Source organism: Deinococcus actinosclerus, from assembly GCF_001507665.1.
In the GTDB taxonomy this organism is placed as follows: Bacteria; Deinococcota; Deinococci; order Deinococcales; family Deinococcaceae; genus Deinococcus; species Deinococcus actinosclerus.
Map to the genome: position 1 here is coordinate 3,025,123 of NZ_CP013910.1, position 21,620 is coordinate 3,046,742.

Consider the following 21,620-nt stretch of genomic DNA (forward strand, 5'->3'; position numbering starts at 1 on the left):
TGCTGGCCTGGGGTGGGGTTTCGCTTGAATGCCCGTCAGAACTCGTCGCGTTCGAACACCGTCTGGATCTGCTCACGCGTGAGGCCCTGGCCGAGCAGGATCAGCAGCAGCAGCCGGGCCTTGTGGGCGTTCAGGAAACTGGCGGGAATCGCCCCGGCCTCGACCAGGGTGGCGCCGCCGCCCGCGTAGCCGTACACCGGCAGGACGGGCCCGGCGTGGGTGCGGGTGGCGATCACGACGGGCTTCTCGGTGCCCTGGATGAGCGGGAGGAGTTCGGCAGGGAGGTTCCCGGTGCCGAGCGCGGCGATGACCAGCCCGTCGGCCCGCGCGGCAGCCTCGGCGTACCCTTCGCCGGTCCAGCCGGCGTAGGCGTAGAGGATCTCCACGCGGGCGCGCAGGTGCGTGGGGTGGTACGTGGCGCGCGGTTCGGGCATGGCGAAGTAGTGCAGGCGCGGCGTATGCCCCTCGCGGTCGATGCGGCCGATGGGGCCGGGGTACCCGCCGAAGGCGTCCACGGCGGTCGTGTGGATCTTCGTGACGGTCCGCGCGTCGAAGATGTCCCCGCCGATCACGACGAGCGGCCCGCGTCCGGGGCTGTAGGGGTGCAGGGCGACGTGCGCGGCGTCGAGCAGGTTGGCGGGGCCGTCCCAGCTGATCTCCTCGGCGTGGCGCATGCTGCCGGTCAGGACGACCGGGACCTTCACGTCCAGCATCAGGTGCAGCGCGAACGCGGTTTCCTCCAGGGTGTCGGTGCCGTGCGTGACGACCACCCCGTCGTGCGTGGGAGCCAGTTCCCGGATCAGGGCCGCCAGCTGCCCCATGTGCGCCGGGGTCATGTGCGGGCTGGGGAGGCTGAAAGGCTGCGCCTCCGTGACCTGCACCTGTTCCAGGCCGGGCAGGGTGGGGGGCGTCTGGGGGGTGAGGCCGCGCCCGTCGGGGCTGGGACGGCTGGCGATCGTGCCGCCCGTGTGGATCAGTGCCAGTCGGGGCGCGCGGGCGGGTGGGGTGGCGTCACTGGGCATTACTGGCATGGTAGTCGGGACAGCCGGGCCTGCGCGCCCGGTGATCCAGGGTCGAGGGGACCCGGCGGGGGGGTGGCCCGTTGGGCCGGACGCCCGGCCAGGGCAATCGGCGCGGCGCCTCGACCCTCAGACTCTCGGACCCTGTCCAACGACAGCGCCCGCCAGCACCGGGGGCCTGGCGGGTCGCGGGCAGGGCGTTCAGCGGCGGCGCAGGCGCTGCCAGACGAGGGCCACGGCGAAAATCGCGGCGGTCAGGGGCAGTTCGGCCAGCAGCGCGTCCGGCAGGGCCGCGCCCGCCTGGGTGCGCTGCCACAGGCCGATGCCCATCCACAGCAGCGCGGCGGCCAGCGCGACCAGCAGCGTGCGCGCCAGGGGATTCACGGTCAGCTGCGCGCGGCGTCGATCAGGGCCTGCGCGCCCCGGTCGAGCATGTCGGTGGCCAGTTCGGCGCCCAGGTCGGCGCATTCGCTGGGGTCGCCCTGCGTGGTGGCGCGGATGACGTGCCCGCCGTCCAGGGCGCCCACCCAGCCTTCGAGGGTCAGCAGGCCGCCCTTGACGGTGGCGTGCGCGCCGACCGGGGCCATGCAGCCCGCACCCAGGCCCGCGAGGAATTCGCGTTCGGCGGTGATGCGGTCGTCGGTGGTGTGGTCGTGGATGGCGTACGCGACCTCGATGGTCAGGTCGTCGTCCGCGCGGGTTTCCAGGGCCAGGGCGCCCTGGCCGGGGGCGGGCAGCATGATGTCGGGTTCGACGAACTCGTCGATGCGGTGGCGCATCTCGGTACGGATCAGGCCGGCGGCGGCCAGAATGATCGCGTCATACTCGTTCCCGGCCAGCGCAGCGAGGCGGGTGTCGATGTTGCCGCGCAGGTCGATGACCTGCAGGTCCGGGCGGTAGGCGCGCAGGAACGCCTTGCGCCGCACGCTGCTCGTGCCCACGCGGGCGCCCTGCGGGAGGTCCGCGAGGCGTTTCATGCCTTCCTTGCCGATCAGCACGTCGCGCGCGTCCACGCGGCGGGGAATGGAGCTGACCTCCAGGCCCTCGGGCTGCTCGGTGGGCAGGTCCTTGAGGGAGTGCACCGCGATGTCGATCCGCTTGGCGAGCAGGGCGTCCTCGATCTCCTTGACCCAGAAGCCCTTGTCGCCCTTCTGCGCCATGGCCTCCAGGCTGCCGCGGTTGCGGTCGCCCTTCGTGCTGATGGTCTGAATGCGGAAGTCCGTGTCCGGCCATTCCTCTTTCAGGCGAGCCACCACCCACTGGGTCTGTGCAAGCGCAAGAGTGCTGCCGCGCGTTCCTACCGTCACCATCCGCATAACCCGCGCATTATACGCGCCGCACCCGGGGCGCGCACGCGCGCGCTCGGAACGCGGGTCAGAATATGAAGGATCATGATACGGATTCCGTCTGTTTCGTTCACCGCCCGGACAGGCCACCGGGCGGCTCACTGCACGCCCGGAACCCACGCGACTCCTGCTCGCTCTGCGGCGCAGCTCTCCGAGTCCGCTCGGGTGGACGTGGCGCTGCCCCCCACGCCACCGGAGGCTGGATGACCGGCTTTCCGGACGGGTTCGTGTGGGGCGTGGCGACATCGGCGTACCAGATCGAGGGCGCGGCGCGTGAGGACGGGCGCGGCGTGAGCGTGTGGGACACGTTCAGCCACGCGCCGGGACGGGTGCGGGGCGGCGCGACCGGGGACGTGGCCTGCGACCACTACCACCGCTGGCCTCAGGACGTGGCGCTGCTGCGCGAGCTGGGCGTGGGCGCGTACCGCTTCAGCGTGGCGTGGCCGCGCGTGCAGCCCGGCGGGCGCGGGCGGGCGAACGCGGCGGGACTGGCGTTCTACGACCGGCTGGTGGACGAACTGCTGGGGGCGGGCGTGCAGCCGTGGGTGACGCTGCACCACTGGGACCTGCCGCAGGAGCTGGAGGACGCGGGCGGGTGGCTCAGCCGTGACACGGCGCACCGCTTCGAGGAGTACGCGTTCTTGGTCGGGGAGCGGCTCGCGGACCGCGCGGCGGCGTTCATGACGCTGAATGCGCCGTCCGTGGTGATGATGCGCGGGTACGCGCACGGCACGCACGCGCCGGGGCGAACGCTGGGCCTGGGCGCGTTCCCGGCGGCGCACCATCAGCTGCTGGCGCATGGGCTGGCGGCGCGGGCGCTGCGGGAGGCGGGCGCGCGGCAGGTAGGCATCGCGAACAACTACGCCCCGGCGTGGCCTGCCACGGACCTTGACGCGGACGTGCAGGCGGCGGGCCTGCTGGACGCGCTGCACAACCACCTGTTCACCGATCCCCTGCTGCGCGCCGCGTACCCTGCGCCGGTGCTGGAGCTGCTGCGCGAGCACGCCCCGCAGGTGCTGGAGGCCGTGCGCCCCGGCGACCTGGACGTGATCGCCGCGCCGCTGGACATCCTGGGCGTGAACGACGACCGGCCGGACTGGGTGCGGGCCGATCCGCGCCGTCCCTTCGGCGTGGCGCCGGAACCCGCCCCGACGGGGGTGGCCGGGCCTGAGGGCCTCACGCAGACGCTGACGGACCTGAAGGCCCGGTACGGGGACGCCTGCCCGCCGCTGCTCGTCACGGGCAGCGGCCGCGCCCTGCCCGACGTGCCGGACGCGGACGGGCGGGTGCGGGACGCGGCGCGCATCCGCTCCCTGGAGGCGCACATCGAGGCCACCCGATTGGCGGTCCAGAAAGGCGCCCCGGTCAGCGGCTATCTTGCCTGGACTCTCATGGACAGTTTCGAGTGGGCGGACGGCTTCGACCAGCGTTTCGGGCTGGTGCACGTGGACTTCGGGACGCAGGTGCGGACCCGCAAGGACAGCTTTTTCTGGTATCAGGCGTGGCTGCGGGATCAGGCGTGAGTGCCGCCGCTCACGCGCCGCTGGCCCCCACCGCGCCCGTGTCGTGGCGATTCATGCTGCCGTACACGCTGGCGACCCTGGCGATGTGGATGGTCTTCAACGCGCCGGGACAGGTGCTGATCGGGCAGCAGCTCATCACGCTGGACGAGGCGCACAAGGAGGCGCACCTCGCGCTGATCCTGGGCGTGGGCGCGTTCGTGAGTCTGCTCGCCAATCCCCTTTTCGGCGCGCTGAGTGACCGCGCCCGTGGCGTTCTGGGCCGCCGCCGCCCGTACCTGATCGGCGGGGCCGTCGCCGCGGCTGCCGGCCTGCTGCTGCTCGGCGTGGGGGGCAGCGTCCCCGTGCTGGTCGCCGGGTGGGGCCTGACGCAGCTGGCCCTGAACGCCTATCAAGCCGCGCTGACCGCCGTCATTCCCGACCGCGTGCCGCCCAGCCAGCGCGCCACCGTCAGTGGACTGGCGGGCCTGTCGCAAGTGCTCGGCACGATCCTCGGCGTGGGCCTCACCGGGGCGCTGCCGGTCATGCTGGCCAAATACGCGCTGCTGGGCGCGCTGCTGCTCCTCGCCATGCTGGGTTTCGTGCTGACCAGCCGCGACCCGCAGGCGCCCGCCACCCCGCCCGCGCCGCTGACCCTGGCGGGCTTCCTCAGCCCGCTGCGCCACCGGGACTTCGCGCTGGCGTGGCTCACGCGCGGCCTCGTCACGCTCGGGTACGCGCTGGGCACCACGTACCTGCTGTACTTCCTGCGCGACCGGGTCGGCCTGAAGGACCCCGCCGCCGGGGTGTTCCAGGCGAACCTCGCCGCCGGGGGCGCCCTGCTGCTGACCGTCCTGCTGGGCGGCGTCCTGAGTGACCGCCTGGGGCGGCGCAAGGTGTTCGTGATCGGATCTACCGTCGTCATCGCCGCCGCCGCGCTGATGGGCGCGGGCTTCGGCGTGTACCTCGCCGTGGACGTCGCCCTGATCACCGAGGTGCTGCCCAGCGCGCACGACAGCGCCCGCGACCTCGGCGTGATCAACGTCGCCCTGACCCTCCCGCAGACCTTCGCGCCCGCCCTGTGCGCCCTGTTCGTCACCAGCCTCGGCGGGTACACGCCCCTCTTCCTGGCGGCGGCCGTCATGACGCTGATCAGTGCCGCGCTCGTGCAGGGCATCCGCGGCGTGCGCTGACGCACCCGGGCCGCCCCCTGCCGCGCAATTGGTGAAAGGTCACGGCCCGGGCGCGCGCCTCGGCGTACCGTCAGCGCATGACCATGCATGCCTTCACGGCCACCCAGCCCGGTGACCCCCTGACCCTGCAGTGGACGCCCGTGCCCACACCAGAGCCCGGCCCGGGCGAGCTCCGCGTGCGGCTGGCGGCCGTGACCGTCAACCCGGTGGATTTCAAGCTGCTGCGCGGCGGGCATCCCGCCTGGACGTACCCGCACGTGCCCGGCGTGGACGGCGCCGGGACCGTCGAGGCGGTCGGCCCGGGCGTGGAGACCCTGCGGCCCGGGGACCGCGTGGCGATGCACGTGGACCTCACGCGGCCCGGCGTGTTCGCCGAGGCGGTCGTCACGAGTGCCCACACGGTCGCCCGCGTGCCCGACGGGGTGCCGCTGACGGTCGCGGCGGCGCTGCCCTGCGCGGGCATGACCGCGTACCAGAGCCTCGACCGGCGGCTGGGCGTGCGGCCCGGCCTGTGGCGGCCCGGCGACTGGGTGCTCGTGAACGGCGCGAGCGGCGGGGTGGGCGGGTACGCCACGCAGCTCGCGCGGCGGGCGGGGGCGCGCGTGATCGGCGTGGCGTCCGCCGCGAACCACGCGTACCTGCGGCGGCTGGGGGCCGAGGTGACCCTGGATTACCGCGCGGGGGACCTGGCCGCGCAGGTGCGCGAGGTGACGGGCGGGGCGGGCGTGCCGGCGGTGGTCGAGACGGCCGGGCAGGCGACGGCGCTGCTGGACGCCGTCGCGTTCGGCGGGGGCATGGCGTGCGTGCTGGGCCTGCCGGACCTGCCCACCTACCGCGCGCACCCCGCGAAGATCAGCGTGCACCCGGTCGCGCTGGGGGCCGCGCATACCAGTGGCGACCGCCGCGCGCAGGAGGATCTGGGCGTCATGCTGGGCGACCTGCTGGCGCTCGTCCTGAACGGCGAGCTCGATCCGCTGGTGACGGACGTCCGGGAGCGGGAGGCGCTGCCCGCGACCCTGGCGGAACTCGCGGCGGGGGGCGTGCGCGGCAAGCTGGTCGTCCGCATGAGCGGCGAGGACTGACCCCGGGCCACCGGTCAGAAAGAGGGGGAGCGCGTCCTGTACGCGCTCCCCTTCCCTGTGGTGTCGCGGTTCAGTCGGCGGCGTGCAGGGCCGGGGCGTGGCGGTCGAGGCGGGCGCTGAGCAGGGTCAGGAGCAGGCCGCCCGCGACGAACAGCGCGCCGATCCAGAGGGTGGCGGCCAGACCCAGGGCGCTGCTGACGACCAGTCCGCCGATGAAGGCACCCGCGGCGATACCGAGGTTGAACGCGGCGATGTTCAGGGCGCTGGCGACGTCCACGCCGCCGGGCGTGAAGCGCTGCGCGAGCTGCACGACGTACACCTGCAGGCCCGGAACGTTGGCGAAGGCCAGGGCGCCCATCAGGAACAGGGTGATCACGGCCAGGACGGGGTGCGGGGCGGTGAAGGTGAAGGCCAGCAGCACGAGCGCCTGCGCCAGGAACAGCGTGGTCAGCGCCCGGACGGGGTCGCGGTCGGACATCTTCCCGCCGATGACGTTGCCGACGGCGATGGCGACGCCGTACACGAGCAGCAGGACGCTGACCATGTTCGCGCTGAAGCCAGTGATGGTCTCCAGGACGCTGCCGAGGTACGTGAAGGTGACGAAGGTGCCGCCGTACCCGAGGGCGGTCATGGCGAACACGAGCAGCAGGCGGGGGTGGACGAGCACGCGGGCCTGCTGGGCCAGGGTGGTGACTTCTCCACGGTGGAGGGTGCGGGGGAGCAGGGCGGCGGTGGCGATCAGGGAGACGACGCCCAGGGCGGTGATGATCCAGAAGGTGGCGCGCCAGCCGAGTTCCTGGCCGACCCAGGTGCCGGCGGGGACGCCGATGGCGGTGGCGAGGGTCAGGCCCGCGAACATGGTGGCGATGGCGCTGGCGCGTTTTTCGGGGGCGACGAGCCCGGCGGCGATGGTGCTGCCGACGCTGAAGAACACGCCGTGCGCCAGGGCGCTGAGGATGCGGGCGGTCATCAGCAGGGCGTAGGTGCCGGAGAGGGCAGCGACGACGTTGGCGGCGGTGAAGAGGGCCATCAGGCCGAGGAGCAGGTGGCGCCGGGGGAGGCGGCCGGTGAGGGCGGTGAGGATCGGCGCGCCGAGGGCGACGCCCAGGGCGTAGCCGCTGACGAGGAGTCCGGCGCTGGGGACGCTGACGCCGAGGTCGGCGGCGATGGTGTTGAGCAGGCCGACGATGACGAATTCGGTGGTGCCGATGGCGAAGGCGCTGATGGCCAGGGCGAGCAGGGCTGGGGGCATGGGGGGTCTCCTGGAGTGGGGGGCGGCGCAGTGGGGCACGTCACCCCCTGCTATAATGTTTGCACAAGCAATGCTTGCGTCTGCAAGTAAATTAGACTTGAACCTCTCCCCTGTCAACCCCCACCCTGGAGACCCATGACCACCGACCTCGAAACCCGCTGGCAGACCCTCGACCACGAGTGGCAGACCGTCAGTCGCGCCCTGGAACACGCCCTGAACACCCACCACGACCTCAGCCTCAGCGAGTACCGCGTCCTCGCCGCGCTGGAAGCCAAACACGACCACCACCACCGCATGCAGGTCCTCGCCGATCTGGCCGGGCTCTCCCAGAGCGCCACCACCCGCCTCGTCGCCCGGCTCGAGGCGCAGGACTGCGGCCTGCTCGCCCGCTACATGTGCCCCACCGACCGGCGCGGCGTGTACACCGAGATCACCCCCACCGGCCTCGCCAAGCTCGCCCGCGCCCGCCAGACCGTCCAGGACACCCTCGCCGGGCTCTGGACCGGCCGCGACACCCCCACCCCGGCCTGACCCCCACCTCTGCCCCGTCCCGCACTGACAGCCCCATGCGCCACTCGGCGGATGCGCTTCCAGCGCCGGGTCGCTAGCCTGAGAAGATGTCGTCTTCTGCCGTTCCGTCTCCTGCCGTGCCACCTGACGCTCCGCCGCGGAGCGCGCTGGGGGTGCTGGGCACCTACCTGGGGCCGCTGAAGTGGCAGGTGGCGGCGCTGGCCGCGCTGCTGCTGACCGGCACGGGCCTGAACCTGCTGCTGCCGCAGCTGCTGCAACAGTTCGTGGACAACGCCAAGCAGGGCGCAGGCGCGGACGTCGCGGGACTGGTGCGGCTGGCGGGCCTGTACATCCTGCTCGCGGTGGGCGTGCAGCTCATGACCGCCGGGGCGACGTACGTGGGCGCGCGGGTCGGCTGGACCGCCACGAACCGCCTGCGCGCCGACCTGATGGCGCACCTGCTGTCGCTGGACATGCGCGAACACAAGGAGCGCACGCCGGGCGAGATGATCGAACGGATCGACGGGGACGTGACGGCCCTGAGCAACTTCTTCTCGCAGTTCGCGGTGCGGGTGTTCGGCGCGGCGCTGCTGCTGACCGGCGCGCTGGTCATGTTCTTCCGCGAGGACTGGCGGATCGGACTGGGCGTGACCGTGTTCACCGCCGTCACGCTGACCGCCATGAACCGCGTGCGGAAGCTGGGCGTGGAACCCACCCGCCTGGAACGCGAGGCGAGCGCGCGGCTGTTCGGCTTCGTCGAGGAGCGTCTCGCGGGCCTGGAGGACGTGCGCAGCCTGGGCGCGGGCGGGCATCACCTGCGGCGCTTCCTGGACGTGCAGCGCCATTTCTTCACGCGCTCGATCAGCTCGTGGCGGCGGCGCAGCGTCGTGTGGCAGCTGAGCATGGCGCTGTTCGCGGTCGGGTACGTGGGCGTGCTGGGCGCGGCGGTGGGCCTGTATGCCAGCGGCGCGATCACGCTGGGCACGGCGTTCCTGCTCTACCAGTACATGACGCTGGTGGAGGAACCCATCGACCAGCTCACGCAGCAGCTTCAGGACCTCCAGAAGGCCGGGGCGAGCCTGGGGCGCGTGTCGGAACTGCTCGCGCTGCGCAGCGCCGTGCGCGGGGGCGAGACGCCCCTCCCGGCGGGACCGCTGCCGCTGGCGTTCCGGGACGTGACCTTCAGCTACGCCCCCGAGGACCCGCAGGCGCGCGGCGTGCTGCGCGGCGTGAACTTCGAGCTGCCCGCCGGGCAGACCGTGGGCCTGCTGGGCCGCACCGGCAGCGGCAAGACCACCCTCACCCGCCTGATCTCCAGGCTGTACGACGCCACGCAGGGCGAGATCCTGCTGGGCGGCGTGAACGTGCAGGCCACGCCCCTGCACGACCTGCGCTCCCGCGTGGCGGTCGTCACGCAGGACGTGCAGCTGTTCCAGGCGAGCGTGCGCGACAACCTCAGCTTCTTCGACCCGCACGTCACCGACGCGCAGGTGGAGGCCGCGCTGCACGAGGTCGGCCTGAGCACCTGGCTGGCCCGCCTGCCCGACGGCGTGCGGACGCCGCTGCCCACCGGGAGCCTGTCCGCCGGGGAGGCGCAGCTCCTGGCGTTCGCGCGCGTCATGCTGCGCGACCCCAGCCTGATCATCCTGGATGAACCCAGCAGCCGCCTCGACCCCGCCACCGAGGCCCTGCTGACGGCCGCCATGACCCGCCTGCTGTCGGGCCGCACCGCGATCATCATCGCGCACCGCCTCGACACCGTCGCCCGCGCCGACCGCATCCTGGTCCTCGGCGACGGCGAGGTGCTCGAGGACGGCCGCCGCGACGACCTCGCCCGCGACCCCCGCAGTCACTACGCGGCCCTGCTGCGCGCCGGACAACTGAACGAACACGAAGGAGTGCTCGCATGACCACCTCTCCCCTCCCCTCCTCACCGGCGCCCGCGAAGGAGCGGACCTTCCCGCTGTCGAAGGAACTGTTCCGTTACAAGCCGGGGCTGTTCGCGTTCAACCTGTTCATGTGGGGCATGGTGCACGCCAGCCCGGCGCTGCTGACCCTGGCGGTGAGCGGCGTGTTCCGCGCGCTGGAGCAGGCCGACAGCCTGAAGACCGGCGGGCAGCCGATCAATCCGGCGATTGCCGCCGCGTGGGTGTCGGTCGCGTGGTTCGCGTTCGTGCGCCTGAGCCGCTTCGGGATCTTCTACGGCGCGTTCCGCGCGTGGATCGAGCTGTGGTACACCCTGGACGCCCTGGTGCGCCGCAACCTCCTGAGCTACCTGCTCACCGCCCGCCGCTCCCGGCGCCTGCCCGACACGCCCGCCGAGGCGGTCAGCCGCTTCCGCGACGACGTGGAGGACGTCGCCGGGTACACGGAAGTGTGGGTGGACGGCGCGGGCTTCGTGCTGTACTCCGTGGTGGCGATCACGCTGATGGCCCGCGTGGACCCGCTCATCACGGCGCTGGTGTGCACGCCGCTGCTCTTGATGGTGGTGTTCGTGCAGCGCCTGTCGCCCACCATCCGCACGTACCGCCGCCGCATGCGCGAGGCGACCGCCCGCGTCACCGACTTCATCGGCGAGACCTTCGGGGCCGTGAGCGCCGTGAAACTCGCCGCGCGTGAAGGCGGCATGGTCACGCACCTGCGCTCCTTAGGCGAAACGCGCCGCCACGCCGCGCTGCGGGACGTGCTGCTGACCGAACTGATCCGCGGGGTGAACACGAACATGGTGAACCTCGCCGTGGGCCTCGTGCTGCTGCTCGGCGCGAACAAGGTGCGCGGCGGCACGCTGGACGTCGCGGACTTCGTGCTGTTCATCGGCCTGCTGCCCCGCCTGACCGGCAGCATGGGCTTCTTCGGGGACGCCATCGCCCGCCACCGCCGCACCGGCGTCAGCTACGACCGCATGACCCGCCTGCTGCAGGACGCGCCGGACACCACCATCGTCGAGCACCACGACGCCTACCTGAACCGCGAGGCGCCCGCCGCGCCCCCCGCCCCCACCGCCATCCCCCTGCGCGAGCTGCGCGTGGACGGCCTGACCGCCCTGCACCCCAGCGGTCTGGGCGTCCACGACGCGAGCTTCAGCGTGGCACGCGGCGAGTTCGTGGTGGTTACCGGCCGCATCGGCAGCGGCAAGAGCACCCTGCTGCGCGCCGTGCTGGGCCTCATCCCCACCCAGTCCGGCACCGTCGCCTGGAACGGCGAAACCCAGGACGACCCCGCCTCGTTCCTCGTCCCGCCCCGCAGCGCGTACACCGCGCAACTCCCGAACCTCTTCAGCGACACCCTGCGCGAGAACATCACCAGCGGCGCCGACGAGGCGCACCTGAACCGCGCCGTGCAGCTCGCCGTTCTGGAACCCGACCTGCACGCCCTGAGCGGCGGCCTCGACACCCCCGTCGGCGCGCGCGGCGTGAAACTCAGCGGCGGACAGATCCAGCGGGCCGCCGTCGCCCGCATGCTCGCCCGCCCCGCCGACCTCCTGGTGTTCGACGACGTCAGCAGCGCCCTGGACGCCCGCACCGAGGCGCAACTCTGGCAGGGCCTCGCCCAGACCGACGCCACCTGCCTCGTCGTCAGCCACCGCCGCGCCGCCCTGCTGCGCGCCGACCGCATCCTCCTGATGGAAGGCGGCCGCATCACCGATGAAGGCACGCTGCCTGACCTGCTCGAACGCAGCGACGAGATGCGCGCCCTCTGGGCCGAACAGGACGGATAAGGGCGGCACAGGAACAGGGGGCGTCGGCTGACCCGACGCCCCCTGTTCCTGTACCCGCTCAGCGGTCGGTGGTGATGGTGTACGTGCCGTCGCCGCTGCCCTGGACGGTGACGGTGCCCTGGCGGTCGGTGCGGTACACGCGCGCTCCGGCCTGCTTGTAGAGGTCCAGAGCCTTCTTGGTGGGGTGCCCGTAGGAGTTGGGCGTGCCGACGCTGATGACGACGTTCTCGGGGCGGACGTACGCGAGCCACGCGGCGCTGTCGCCGTTCGCGGCGCCGTGGTGGATGCTCTTGTACACCTGGAAGGGGCCCCTGAGGTCGTCGCGTTCCTGCGCGAGCCAGCCTTCGGTTTCCGGGGTTTCGCTGTCGCCGGTCATCAGGGCGCGGAAAGAACCGAACTGCAGGGCGACGCCGACGCTGTTCTCGTTCTGCCCGTCGCCCATGCCGGGGGGTGGGGCGATCACGCGGAGTTTGACACTGCCGAGGTTCACGGTCTGGTTGCTGGCTTTCGTGAAGGTGCTCCCGGCGTCCTGGAGGTTCTTCACGAGGCGCTCCCAGGTCTGGGTGGTGCCGCCCAGGCCGTTGTTGATGAACACGCGTGGTTTCAGCGTGGCGGCGGGGACGAGGCCCGCGATGTGGTCGGCGTCGGCGTGCGTGGCGACCATCAGGTCGAGCTTGTCGAGGTTCAGCTCGCGGATGTACTCGCGCATGCGGTCCCCGCTGCGGCCCCCGTCGATCAGGGCGGTCTTGCCCTCGGGGCTCTGGATCAGGATGGCGTCGCCCTGGCCGATGTCGAGGAAACGGATGGTGACCTGCCCGGCGGGTCCTCCCGTGGGCTTGGTTTCTGGGCTGTCCTGGCCGCCCTGTTTCATCCAGCCGCACGCGGCGAGGCTGGCAGTGCCGATCAGCACGAGGACGCCCAGCAGGTCTGACGGACTGGGGCCCTTGCGGGCAGCGGGTTTCTTCTTGGCGCGGCCGCGGGGCGGGGTTTTCGCCTCGGCTTTCGGGATGGCCCGGGCGCTGGCTTCAGGCGCTCTGGCGGGGGTCTTGCGGGCGGGCGCGGCCTTCTTCGGGGCGGCCTTTCTGGGGGCGGGGACCTTCTTCGGGCCGGTCACAGGTCGATCTCCCCCTGGTCGTTGGTGGGCGGGCCCTGGCGGGCGTTCAGGGCGTCCAGCTGCGCCTGCGCCTGCGTGCGCCGCGCCCGGGTCTCGTCGGGCAGCGCCTGGAAGCGCACCCCGTCCGGGCCGTCCTGCACGGCCAGCAGGTCGCCTTCGCGCACGCCGGCCGGGAGGTGACGCGCCGGCACGTCCACGGTCGCGCCGTCCGGGCGTTCCAGCCGCGCGACGGGCCCGTGGGGCGTCTCCTCCAGCGCGTCCACCGTCCAGCGGTCCGGGGTCGGGGCGCCGGGCCGCTGGGGTGCCGGGTCGACCTGCCCGCCGGAACGCTCTGTTTCAGACCGAAGATCTTCGGGCATCATGTCCTCAGCGTAGCCTACGGGCGGGGGTCAGGAGGCGTCCTGCTGCTCGGGCAGGGGCAGCAGGTGGCGGTGGTCGTGCTTCGCGGCGTACATCCGGCTGTCGGCGCGGCGCAGCCAGTCATGCACGGACTCGCCGTCCTGACTGGCTGCCAGCCCCACGTTCAGGAACGGCCGGGCGGGCAGCGCCCGGCGCTCCAGCCGGCTGAGCAGCAGCCCGAGCTGCTCCTGCGCCTGCGCCTCGCCGCAGGGCAGCAGCAGCGCGAACTCGTCCCCGCCCAGCCGGAACGCCTGGCCGCGTGCGGCGGTCAGGTCCAGCAGCGTCTCGGCCACGCCGCGCAGCACCTCGTCCCCGGCCGCGTGCCCCAGTTCGTCGTTGACGCGCTTGAACTGCTGCACGTCCATGACCGCCAGGGTCGCCGCGCCCGGCCGGCGCAGCGCCTCGGTCATCCGCAGCACGAACTGCCGGCGGTTGAGGAGGCCGGTCAGGGGATCGGTGTTCGCCTCGCGTTCCAGCTGCTCGTGCAGCGCGGCGTTCTCCATCACGATGCCCAGCTGCACGGCCAGCAGTTCCAGGAACTCCAGGTCCTCGGGCGTGAAGGCGTCCAGGGCGTAGCTCTGCACGGACAGCACCCCCAGCACGGTCGTCCCGGTCCGCAGCGGCACACCCATCCACGACATCGTGTGCGGCAGGTCCGGGCGGTAGTGCACGCGCACCACCGTCAGCCGCTCGCGTTCCAGGTACGCGGGCAGGTCGTTTTCAAGCCGGACGCGGCCCGCCACGACCCGTTCCAGCAGGCCGTCCTGGCGCGGCCCGAGCCACTGCTCCGTGATCACGTCGCTTTCCAGGGTCTGCACGGCCCAGCCGCCTTCGGGCGTGGGGCGCGCCAGCAGGGTCACGGACGACGCGAACAGCGCCTTGACCTGCCCATGCATGGTGCGCAGCAGTTCCTCGGTGCGGACGTGACGGGACAGCGCCGCGATCACCTGCACCAGAGAGCGGTACCGGGCAATCTGCCGCCGAGCGTCCGTCCATTCCGTGGTCACCTTCCCAGAATTGTGCCACATCAAATCTTTCGGGCCCGTCACAGCCCACCCCGCGCGCCGGCGGCCACCGACGCACGCTGAAGTGAGGATCGGGGACATTCCCGCGCGGGGGCCGGGCGTATGCTGCCCGTATGAACTGGCTCTCCGACCCGGCGCTCGCGCCCATCGCCCAGAAGGTGGAATCGGGGCAGCGCCTGAACTTCGAAGAAGGCATGCAGCTGTTCAGAACCCGCGACCTGAACACCCTGATGCGCCTCGCGAACCTCCGCAAGACGGCGCTGCACGGCGACAAGGTGTACTTCGTGCACTCCATGCGCCTGGAGTTCACGAACATCTGCTACGTGGGCTGCACCTTCTGCGCGTTCGCCGCGCACAAGAACGAGGCCCGCGCCTGGGACTACAGCCCCGAGGAGGTCGTGGCGCAGGTGGGCCGCCGCTACCTGCCCGGCATCACGGAACTGCACATGAGCAGCGGCCACCACCCGAACCACAAGTGGGAGTACTACCCCGCCATGGTCCGCGCGCTGCGCGAATCGTACCCGGACCTGCAGGTGAAGGCCTTCACCGCCGCCGAGATCGAGCACCTGAGCCGGATCAGCAAGAAACCCACCCTGGACGTCCTGCGCGAGCTCCAGGCAGCGGGCCTGAGCGCCATGCCGGGCGGCGGCGCCGAGATCTTCGCCGACCGCGTGCGCAAACAGGTCGCGAAGAACAAGGTCAAGGCCGAGAAGTGGCTGCAGATCCACAGCGAGGCGCACTCCCTGGGCATGCGCACGAACGCCACCATGCTGTACGGCCACATCGAGACGCTGGAAGAACGCCTGGATCACATGCACCGCCTGCGCGAACTGCAGGACGACTCCATGGCCCGCCACGGCGGCGGATTCCACGCGTTCATCCCGCTGGCGTTCCAGCCGCTGGGCAACACCCTGGCGCAGAACCTCGGGAAGACCGAGTACACCACCGGCCTGGACGACCTGCGCAACCTCGCCGTGGCGCGCATCTACCTGGATAACTTCCCGCACATCAAGGGTTACTGGGTGATGATCGGCTCCGAACTCACGCAGGTGAGCCTCGACTGGGGCGTATCGGACATCGACGGCACCATCCAGGAGGAACACATCGCGCACGCCGCCGGGGCGACCAGCCCCATGAAACTGAGCGAGCAGGGCATGATCCGCATGATCCAGCACGCCGGACGCCTCCCCGTGCTGCGCGACGCGTACTACAACGAACTCGAGACCTTTCCCGCGCAGTACGAGGCCGCCGACTGACATGCCCGACCTGGACGCCCTGCTGGCCGTGGACGACCGCTGGAACGCCGCGTACCACCACGGCGACCCCGGCGCGCTGGAGGGCGTCCTGGCGGCCGACTGGCTGGGCTTCCTCCCGGACGGCACGAGCATCAGCCGCGCCGACCTGATCACGCACTTTCCCACTGACTCCGCCCCCACGCTGATGATTGAGCGGCACGCCGCGCGCATCCATGGCGACGCGGCCGTCACCCGCCTCACCCTCTACGAGGGCCCTGCCCGCCTCCAGTCCGTCCTGCGCGTCTACAGCCGCGTGGACGGCCACTGGCAGGCGGTCAGCGCGCAGATCGTACCGTGACCCCACCGGAGACTCTATTGTCCCAGTCTGCCTCTACCGGCCGCCTCACCCCGTACCGCGCGGGGTGGATTCATTTCACGAATGTCGCGCCGATCCTGGATTCGCTGGTGCTGCCACCGGGCGTGACGGCCATCACGGGCGTGCCGACGCAGATGAACGCGGCGCTGCTGTCGGGTCAGGTGGACATCGCGAACATCAGTGCGGTGGAGTTCATCCGGAACGCGGACGTGCTGGAGGCCCTGCCGGATTTCAGCGTGGCGGTGCTGGGCCCGGTGTACTCCGTGAACCTGTTTCATACGCGCCCGCTGGAGGAGCTGCGGCGGGTGGCGCTGACGGCGCAGTCCGCGATGAGCGTGGCGCTGTTGGAGGTGCTGCTGCGGGAGCGCGGCCTGAGCCCCACCCTGGAACGCGCCGAGGGTGAGGCCGAGGCGCTGCTCGCGCAGGGCTTCGACGGGGTGCTGAGGATCGGGGACAGCGCGCTGCGCGAGTGGTACGGCGTGGTGGGCCCCCTGACGCCCGAGACGACCATGACCGGCCTCCCGCACGCGGCGCGGGGCATCACCGTGACGGATCTGGCGGAGGAGTGGTTCCGCCTGACCGGGCACCCGTTCACGTTCGCGGTGTGGGCGTACCGCAAGGACAACCCGCCGCCCCCCGAACTCGTGCAGGCCATGCGCGAGGCGAGGCGGGACGGCATCGGGCATCTGGCGGACGTGGCGGAGCGGCACGCGCGGAAACTGGGCCTGCCGGAACGGGTCGTGCAGCATTACCTGTGGAACTTCCGCTACCACCTCGAAGCGCCCGACCGGCTGGGCCTGCACGAGTTCGCCGCGAAAGCCGTGCCCGGCCACGCGCCGTTGACGTTCGGCCCCCGCCCCGGCGAGGAACGCACGCGGAGCAGCGCAGCGGACTGATACGGGGAGTTGGAAGTGGGAAAGCACGGAAGGAACGTGCCCACGCACCTCCAACTGGCCTCCCCTTCAAGGGGGAGGGGCAAAAGCGAAGAGAGAAAAGTCGATCAGCGGTGCGAAGCGTTCCACCTTTCACCGGACCGCTGCCTGCCACGAGCCGTCGGACGCGCAGCGTCCGGGCCTTCCAGCGTGGCGGCAGGATGGCGTCGAAGCCGGATACGTCAATACCCCATAACCGCACGCCGCACGAGTAGAACCTCTTGCCCAGTACAACGTAAGCTCCCCCTGCCCCTCTGGGGTAGGGGGTAGGGGGTTGGGGGGTGGGGTGGCCCGCCGCAGGCGCAACCGGACAAACCCGTCCACCTTGATTAATCACAGCAAGTGCATTTACTATAGAAAGCAGATGCCCCTGACCGACACCGAATCCGCCCTCCTCGCCCTGATCCGCGAGACGCCCCTGGCCACGCCGGAGGAACTGGCGCGCCGCCTGGGGTCCACGCGGGCGTCCGTGAACGTGCACGTGAGCAATCTGGTGAAGAAGGGCGCGCTGCTGGGCCGGGGTTATGTCCTGCCGGCGGAGTCCGGGCCGGGCCGCGTGGTGGTGGTGGGCGGCGCGAACGTGGACGTGAAGGCGCGCACCATCCAGACAGCCGTGCCCGGGACGAGCAATCCGGGCGTGACGGCGCAGGCGCCGGGGGGCGTGGCGCGGAATGTCGCGGAGAACCTGGCGCGGCTGGGCGTGCCCGCGTCGCTGGTGAGTGTGGTGGGCCGGGACGCGCTGGGCGACTGGCTGCTGCGCGAGACGGAGGCGGCGGGCGTGGACGTGCGGGCGGTACTGCGCGCGCCTGAGGTCTCGACGGGAACGTACACGGCGGTGCTGGATGCGAGTGGGGAGCTGCTGGTGGCGGTGGCGGCGATGGCAGCGGTGGAGGCCCTGACCCCGGCGGCGTTGCAGGAGCGGCGGGGGGTGCTGCGGGGCGCGGCGTGGGTGGTGGCGGACGGGAACCTGCCGGAGGCGTCGCTGGCGCATCTGCTGTCCCTGGCGGCCGAGGCGGGGGTGCCGGTGGTGTTCGAGCCGGTGAGCGTGCCGAAGGCGGCGCGGGTGCGCTCCGCGCTGGCCGCAGGTCTGGCCCCGCAGGCCGTGACGCCGAACGTGCCGGAACTGGGCGCCCTGCTGGGCCACGCGGTACCCGACGAGCCGGAGGCGCTGCGTGCGGCGGCAGCCGAGCTGCACGCGCAGGGGGTGCGGCTGGTGTGGGTACGCCGGGGCGCGGCGGGCAGCCTGCTGTCCGCGCCGGAGGGTGTCACCGAACTGTCCGCCCTGCCCGCCGAGGTGCGGGACGTGACCGGCGCGGGCGACGCGATGCTCGCGGCGTTCCTGGCCGCGCTCGCAGCGGGGCTGGCCCCGGCGGACGCGGCGCGGCATGGTCATGCGGCGGCGGCGCTGACCGTGGAGAGCGACCACGCGGTCTCCCCCACCCTCACCCCGGCGGCCATCCAGGCGCGCCTGACGGGGGCCGCCACGACCGGTTAGCCGTCCCACCCCTGCAGCGTTTCACCCTTTCATTCCCCATCACTCCGGGCCCACGGCCCCAGCGAGGTTTCCCATGACTCACGACATCAACCCGACCGTTGCCGCCTACCTGGACATTCACCCCGAAGTGGCCGCCGCCCTGGCCGAGGGCCGCGCGGTGGTCGCGCTGGAGAGCACGATCATCAGTCACGGCATGCCGTTCCCGCAGAACGTGGAGATGGCGCGCGGCGTGGAGGACGTCGTGCGCGCGCACGGCGCGGTGCCCGCGACCATCGCGGTGCTGGGCGGCCGCCTGAAGGTGGGCCTCACGCCCGAGGAACTGCACCTCCTGGCAACCGACAAGGGCGTGGAGAAGATCAGCACCCGCGACCTGCCGGTGACGGTGGCGCTGGGCAAACACGGCGCGACGACCGTGGCGAGCACCATGCGCGTCGCGGCGCTGGCGGGCATCCGCGTGTTCGCCACGGGCGGCACCGGGGGCGTGCACCGCGGCGCCGAGCGCAGCATGGACGTCAGCGCCGACCTGCTGGAGCTGGCGCAGACGGACGTGTGCGTGGTCAGCGCGGGCGTAAAGAGCATCCTGGATATCGGCCTGACGCTGGAGGTGCTCGAAACGCACGGCATCCCGGCCCTGACGCTGGGCAGCGAGGAGTTCCCGGCGTTCTACTCCCGCCAGAGCGGCTTCAAGGCGCCTTTGACGGTCGCCACGCCGGACGAGGCGGCGCGGGTCCTGAAGGCCAAGTGGGATCTGGGGGTGTCGGGCGGCGTGATGCTCGCCAACCCCATCCCCGAGGACGCCGAGATTCCCGCCGGGGAGATCACCCCGCAGATCGAGCAGGCGCTGCGCGACATGGACGCCCTGGGCCTGAAGGGCAAGGACACCACGCCGTACCTGCTGGGCCGCATGGTGGAGATCACCGGGGGCCGCAGCCTCGCCGCGAACATCGCCCTGGTGCGCCACAACGCCATGGTGGCCGCGCAGGTGGCCGTCGCCTACGCGCAGCTGGGTTGATAGTGAAAGGTTGATGGTTGATGGATTGGGGAACGGCCCGTCCAGCAACCATCAACGGTTGACCATTGACCTGTTCAGGCCTCGGCGCGCCGGCCGCCGAAGAGGCGGCGCAGGGCCGCAACGGCCGCGATCAGGACGATCCAGCCTTTCTTGAGCAGCAGCGGCAGCAGCACCAGCAGCCCGAGTTTCTTCGCGGCGACCACGCCGACGAGCCCGGCGATGCCGTACGTGGCGACCTTGTCGGTGCTGCCGTTGAAGTCCTCGTAGCGTGAGCCGGGGTTGAACGTGACCTGCGAGAGGACGGCGGCCATGTCGCGTCTGATCTGCGGAAGCTGGGTCATACCGGCGACGGCGTTCAGTTCGAGGACGTTGTCGCGGCCGAGGATGCGCACGGCGTAGTTCAGGGTGTGGGCGTCGTCGTGGTCGAAGGACAGTTCCTTGGCCCAGTACATCTTGTGGGTGGCCGCGTCGTACCGGGGCTGGTCGGCCCAGCCGATCAGGTCGAGGGTGGGGTAGCCGGCCTGCTCGCGTTCGGTGTTCTCGTCCTGCACGCCGCGCTGCATGTCCTTCAGGAGCTAGTCGTAGTTGATCTTCGCGGCGTCGCTGTCGCTGACGTGGCCGTCCCTGCTCTCGGTGATGACGACGCCCCACCCGGCCTGGGTCATGGGGTCGGTCCCGGCGGGGACGATCATGCCGAGCACGTCGCTGGCCGCGCCCTCGGGGTTGCCCCAGCCGTCCACGATGACCTGCCGGGCTCCATCGGCGTTCAGGTAGCGCAGGCTGGAACCGGTGTTCAGGGTGGCCTCGCCGTTCAGCAGGGGAATGGCGCCGGTCTGATACTTCAGGTTCAGCGGGGCGGGCGTGGTGGCCAGGGCCCCGCTGGCCACGAGGGCCAGAGCGAGCGTGAAGCGTTTTTTCATCATGCTCTCAGGGTAGAAGGGGGCGCCCCGGCCCGCTGCCTCAGGTGAGCCGCGGCCGCCGGGGGTACGGTGGGGGGCACAAGGGGTGAGGGTTGACGGACGGGGCGTTTCCCCATTCCATCAACCCTCACCTTTCGACCGTCAACTCTACGCGGGCTGAGCGCTCCCCAGCTTGCGGCCCTCGCCGTGTTCCTCGGCCTGCACGTCGGCGTTCACGGATGGAAGCTGCTCGCCGTTCAGGACGCGGGTGAGGCGGTTCATGTCCAGCGCCTTCTCGCTGCGGGCGACGACCAGGGTGGCGACGCCGTTGCCGATGATGTTGGTGATGGCGCGCCCTTCGCTCATGAAGCGGTCGATCCCGAGGATCAGGGCGAGGCCCGCGACCGGGACGCTGCCCAGCGCCGCCAGGGTGCCGGCGAGGACGACGAAGCCACTGCCGGTGACGCCCGCCGCCCCCTTGCTGGTGAGCAGAAGGATGGCCAGCAGGGCGAGTTCCTGCGCGAAGCTCAGGTCGGTGTTGGTGGCCTGGGCGATGAACACGGCGGCCATGGTCAGGTAGATGCTGGTGCCGTCGAGGTTGAAGGAGTACCCGGTGGGGACGACCAGCCCGACCACGCTCTTGTTCGCGCCGGCGTGTTCGAGTTTGGTCATCAGGCGCGGCAGGGCGCTCTCGCTGGAGCTGGTGCCCAACACGAGCAGCAGTTCTTCCTTGATGTAGCGCAGGAATTTCAGCAGGCTGAAGCCGGCCAGCTTGGCGATGACGTTCAGGACGACGAACACGAACAGCGCGCAGGTGACGTAGAAGGTCCCCATCAGGGCGGCGAGCTGCTGGAGGCTGCCGACGCCGTACTTGCCGATGGTGAAGGCCATCGCGCCGAACGCGCCGATCGGGGCGAGCTTCATGATGAAGCCCAGGATCTGGAACACCAGGACGCTGACCGCGTCGATGCCTTTCAGGACGCGCTGGCCCAGGTCGCCCATGCGGATCAGCGCGAAGCCGCTGAGCAGCGCGATGAGCAGCACCTGCAGCAGGTCCCCCTCGGTGAAGGCGCTGACGAAGGTGGTGGGGATGATATGCAGCACGAAGTCCGCGACGGTCTGTTCCCCGGCGGCCTCGGTGTACTTGGTGATGGCGCTGGTGTCGAGGGTGGCGGGGTTGATGTTCATGCCGCGCCCGGGGCCGACGAGGTTCACGACGACCAGCCCGATCAGCAGGGCGGCGGTGGTGACGACCTCGAAGTACAGCAGGGCCTTCCCGCCCACCCGGCCGATCTTCTTGGTGTCGCGCATGCTGGCGACGCCGCTGACGACCGTGCAGAAGATGATCGGGCCGATGACGACCTTGATCAGCTTGATGAAGCCGTCCCCGAGGGGTTTGAGCCCTTCCCCGACGGTGGGGAAGAAGTGGCCGACGAGCACGCCGATGACGATGGCGGTCAGCACCTGCACGTAGAGGCTGCGGAAAATCTTGGGCATGGGGGGTCCTCCGGTGC

Annotated in this window: 19 protein-coding genes and 1 pseudogene; 11 read left to right on the forward strand and 9 right to left on the reverse strand. The window is 71.3% G+C overall.

Annotation, left to right across the window (positions count from 1 at the left end; all coding sequences use genetic code 11):
- Nucleotides 1–35: 35 nt before the first annotated feature.
- The 3 genes from AUC44_RS14865 to hemC all read right to left on the reverse strand — a co-directional run bounded on the left by AUC44_RS14865 (nt 36) and on the right by hemC (nt 2,335).
- Nucleotides 36–1,022 carry an asparaginase gene (locus AUC44_RS14865; protein ID WP_062159417.1) on the reverse strand — a complete coding sequence of 329 codons (987 nt, stop codon included), beginning with the start codon at nt 1,020–1,022 and terminating at the stop codon, nt 36–38.
- A gap of 198 nt (nt 1,023–1,220) precedes the next feature.
- Nucleotides 1,221–1,403 carry a hypothetical protein gene (locus AUC44_RS14870; RefSeq protein WP_062159418.1) on the reverse strand — a complete coding sequence of 61 codons (183 nt, stop codon included), beginning with the start codon at nt 1,401–1,403 and terminating at the stop codon, nt 1,221–1,223.
- A 2-nt stretch (nt 1,404–1,405) separates the two neighbouring features.
- Nucleotides 1,406–2,335 carry a hydroxymethylbilane synthase gene (gene hemC, locus AUC44_RS14875; protein ID WP_046843558.1) on the reverse strand — a complete coding sequence of 310 codons (930 nt, stop codon included), beginning with the start codon at nt 2,333–2,335 and terminating at the stop codon, nt 1,406–1,408.
- 233 nt (nt 2,336–2,568) lie between these two features.
- On the opposite strand from hemC, the gene AUC44_RS14880 reads away from it, so the two are divergent.
- The 3 genes from AUC44_RS14880 (at nt 2,569) to AUC44_RS14890 (ending at nt 6,139) form a co-directional block, all read left to right on the forward strand.
- Entirely contained in the window at nt 2,569–3,888 is a 1,320-nt protein-coding gene (locus AUC44_RS14880) for a GH1 family beta-glucosidase (RefSeq protein ID WP_062159419.1), read from the forward strand.
- Entirely contained in the window at nt 3,885–5,057 is a 1,173-nt protein-coding gene (locus tag AUC44_RS14885; protein WP_062159420.1) for an MFS transporter, read from the forward strand. Before AUC44_RS14880 ends, AUC44_RS14885 begins: the two co-directional genes overlap by 4 nt.
- A gap of 77 nt (nt 5,058–5,134) precedes the next feature.
- Nucleotides 5,135–6,139, forward strand: coding sequence for a zinc-binding dehydrogenase (locus tag AUC44_RS14890; RefSeq protein WP_062159421.1), 1,005 nt, complete (start codon nt 5,135–5,137; stop codon nt 6,137–6,139).
- Nucleotides 6,140–6,209: 70 nt separating this feature from the next.
- Here AUC44_RS14890 and AUC44_RS14895 read toward each other — a convergent pair whose 3' ends face one another.
- Nucleotides 6,210–7,391, reverse strand: a complete 1,182-nt coding sequence (locus tag AUC44_RS14895; RefSeq protein WP_062159422.1) for an MFS transporter — start codon at nt 7,389–7,391, stop codon at nt 6,210–6,212.
- A gap of 135 nt (nt 7,392–7,526) precedes the next feature.
- On the opposite strand from AUC44_RS14895, the gene AUC44_RS14900 reads away from it, so the two are divergent.
- The 3 genes from AUC44_RS14900 (at nt 7,527) to AUC44_RS14910 (ending at nt 11,619) form a co-directional block, all read left to right on the forward strand.
- Nucleotides 7,527–7,922, forward strand: coding sequence for a MarR family winged helix-turn-helix transcriptional regulator (locus AUC44_RS14900; protein ID WP_062159423.1), 396 nt, complete (start codon nt 7,527–7,529; stop codon nt 7,920–7,922).
- A gap of 86 nt (nt 7,923–8,008) precedes the next feature.
- Nucleotides 8,009–9,811, forward strand: a complete 1,803-nt coding sequence (locus AUC44_RS14905; RefSeq protein ID WP_062159424.1) for an ABC transporter ATP-binding protein — start codon at nt 8,009–8,011, stop codon at nt 9,809–9,811.
- Nucleotides 9,808–11,619, forward strand: a complete 1,812-nt coding sequence (locus AUC44_RS14910) for an ATP-binding cassette domain-containing protein (RefSeq protein ID WP_062159425.1) — start codon at nt 9,808–9,810, stop codon at nt 11,617–11,619. Before AUC44_RS14905 ends, AUC44_RS14910 begins: the two co-directional genes overlap by 4 nt.
- 58 nt (nt 11,620–11,677) lie before the next feature.
- Here AUC44_RS14910 and AUC44_RS14915 read toward each other — a convergent pair whose 3' ends face one another.
- From AUC44_RS14915 to AUC44_RS14925, 3 genes are read right to left on the reverse strand one after another with little or no spacing between them, the layout of a single operon-like run.
- Nucleotides 11,678–12,733, reverse strand: coding sequence for a ComEC/Rec2 family competence protein (locus AUC44_RS14915; RefSeq protein WP_062159426.1), 1,056 nt, complete (start codon nt 12,731–12,733; stop codon nt 11,678–11,680).
- Entirely contained in the window at nt 12,730–13,095 is a 366-nt protein-coding gene (locus AUC44_RS14920) for a DUF3006 domain-containing protein (RefSeq protein WP_231724469.1), read from the reverse strand. The genes AUC44_RS14915 and AUC44_RS14920 overlap by 4 nt, the downstream gene beginning before the upstream one ends.
- 27 nt (nt 13,096–13,122) lie before the next feature.
- A complete protein-coding gene (locus tag AUC44_RS14925) occupies nt 13,123–14,139 on the reverse strand; it encodes a GGDEF domain-containing protein (protein WP_197408553.1) in 1,017 nt (338 codons plus the stop codon).
- A 131-nt stretch (nt 14,140–14,270) separates the two neighbouring features.
- Between AUC44_RS14925 and mqnE the strand changes: the two genes are divergently transcribed.
- From mqnE to AUC44_RS14950, 5 genes are all read left to right on the forward strand, one after another.
- On the forward strand, nt 14,271–15,413 hold the full coding sequence (mqnE, locus tag AUC44_RS14930; protein ID WP_062159428.1) for an aminofutalosine synthase MqnE: 1,143 nt from the start codon (nt 14,271–14,273) through the stop codon (nt 15,411–15,413).
- A 1-nt stretch (nt 15,414) separates the two neighbouring features.
- Nucleotides 15,415–15,750, forward strand: a complete 336-nt coding sequence (locus AUC44_RS14935) for a nuclear transport factor 2 family protein (protein ID WP_062159429.1) — start codon at nt 15,415–15,417, stop codon at nt 15,748–15,750.
- Between the two features lie 17 nt (nt 15,751–15,767).
- On the forward strand, nt 15,768–16,664 hold the full coding sequence (locus AUC44_RS14940; protein ID WP_062159430.1) for a menaquinone biosynthetic enzyme MqnA/MqnD family protein: 897 nt from the start codon (nt 15,768–15,770) through the stop codon (nt 16,662–16,664).
- 400 nt (nt 16,665–17,064) lie between these two features.
- Nucleotides 17,065–18,195, forward strand: coding sequence for a carbohydrate kinase (locus AUC44_RS14945; protein ID WP_062159431.1), 1,131 nt, complete (start codon nt 17,065–17,067; stop codon nt 18,193–18,195).
- A gap of 73 nt (nt 18,196–18,268) precedes the next feature.
- On the forward strand, nt 18,269–19,207 hold the full coding sequence (locus AUC44_RS14950) for a pseudouridine-5'-phosphate glycosidase (protein ID WP_062159432.1): 939 nt from the start codon (nt 18,269–18,271) through the stop codon (nt 19,205–19,207).
- A 74-nt stretch (nt 19,208–19,281) separates the two neighbouring features.
- On the opposite strand, the pseudogene AUC44_RS17135 reads toward AUC44_RS14950, so the two are convergent.
- Both AUC44_RS17135 and AUC44_RS14965 read right to left on the reverse strand, forming a co-directional pair.
- Nucleotides 19,282–20,130 (reverse strand): annotated as a pseudogene (locus AUC44_RS17135) (DUF2167 domain-containing protein).
- A 144-nt stretch (nt 20,131–20,274) separates the two neighbouring features.
- Entirely contained in the window at nt 20,275–21,603 is a 1,329-nt protein-coding gene (locus tag AUC44_RS14965) for a dicarboxylate/amino acid:cation symporter (protein WP_062159435.1), read from the reverse strand.
- Nucleotides 21,604–21,620: the final 17 nt, after the last annotated feature.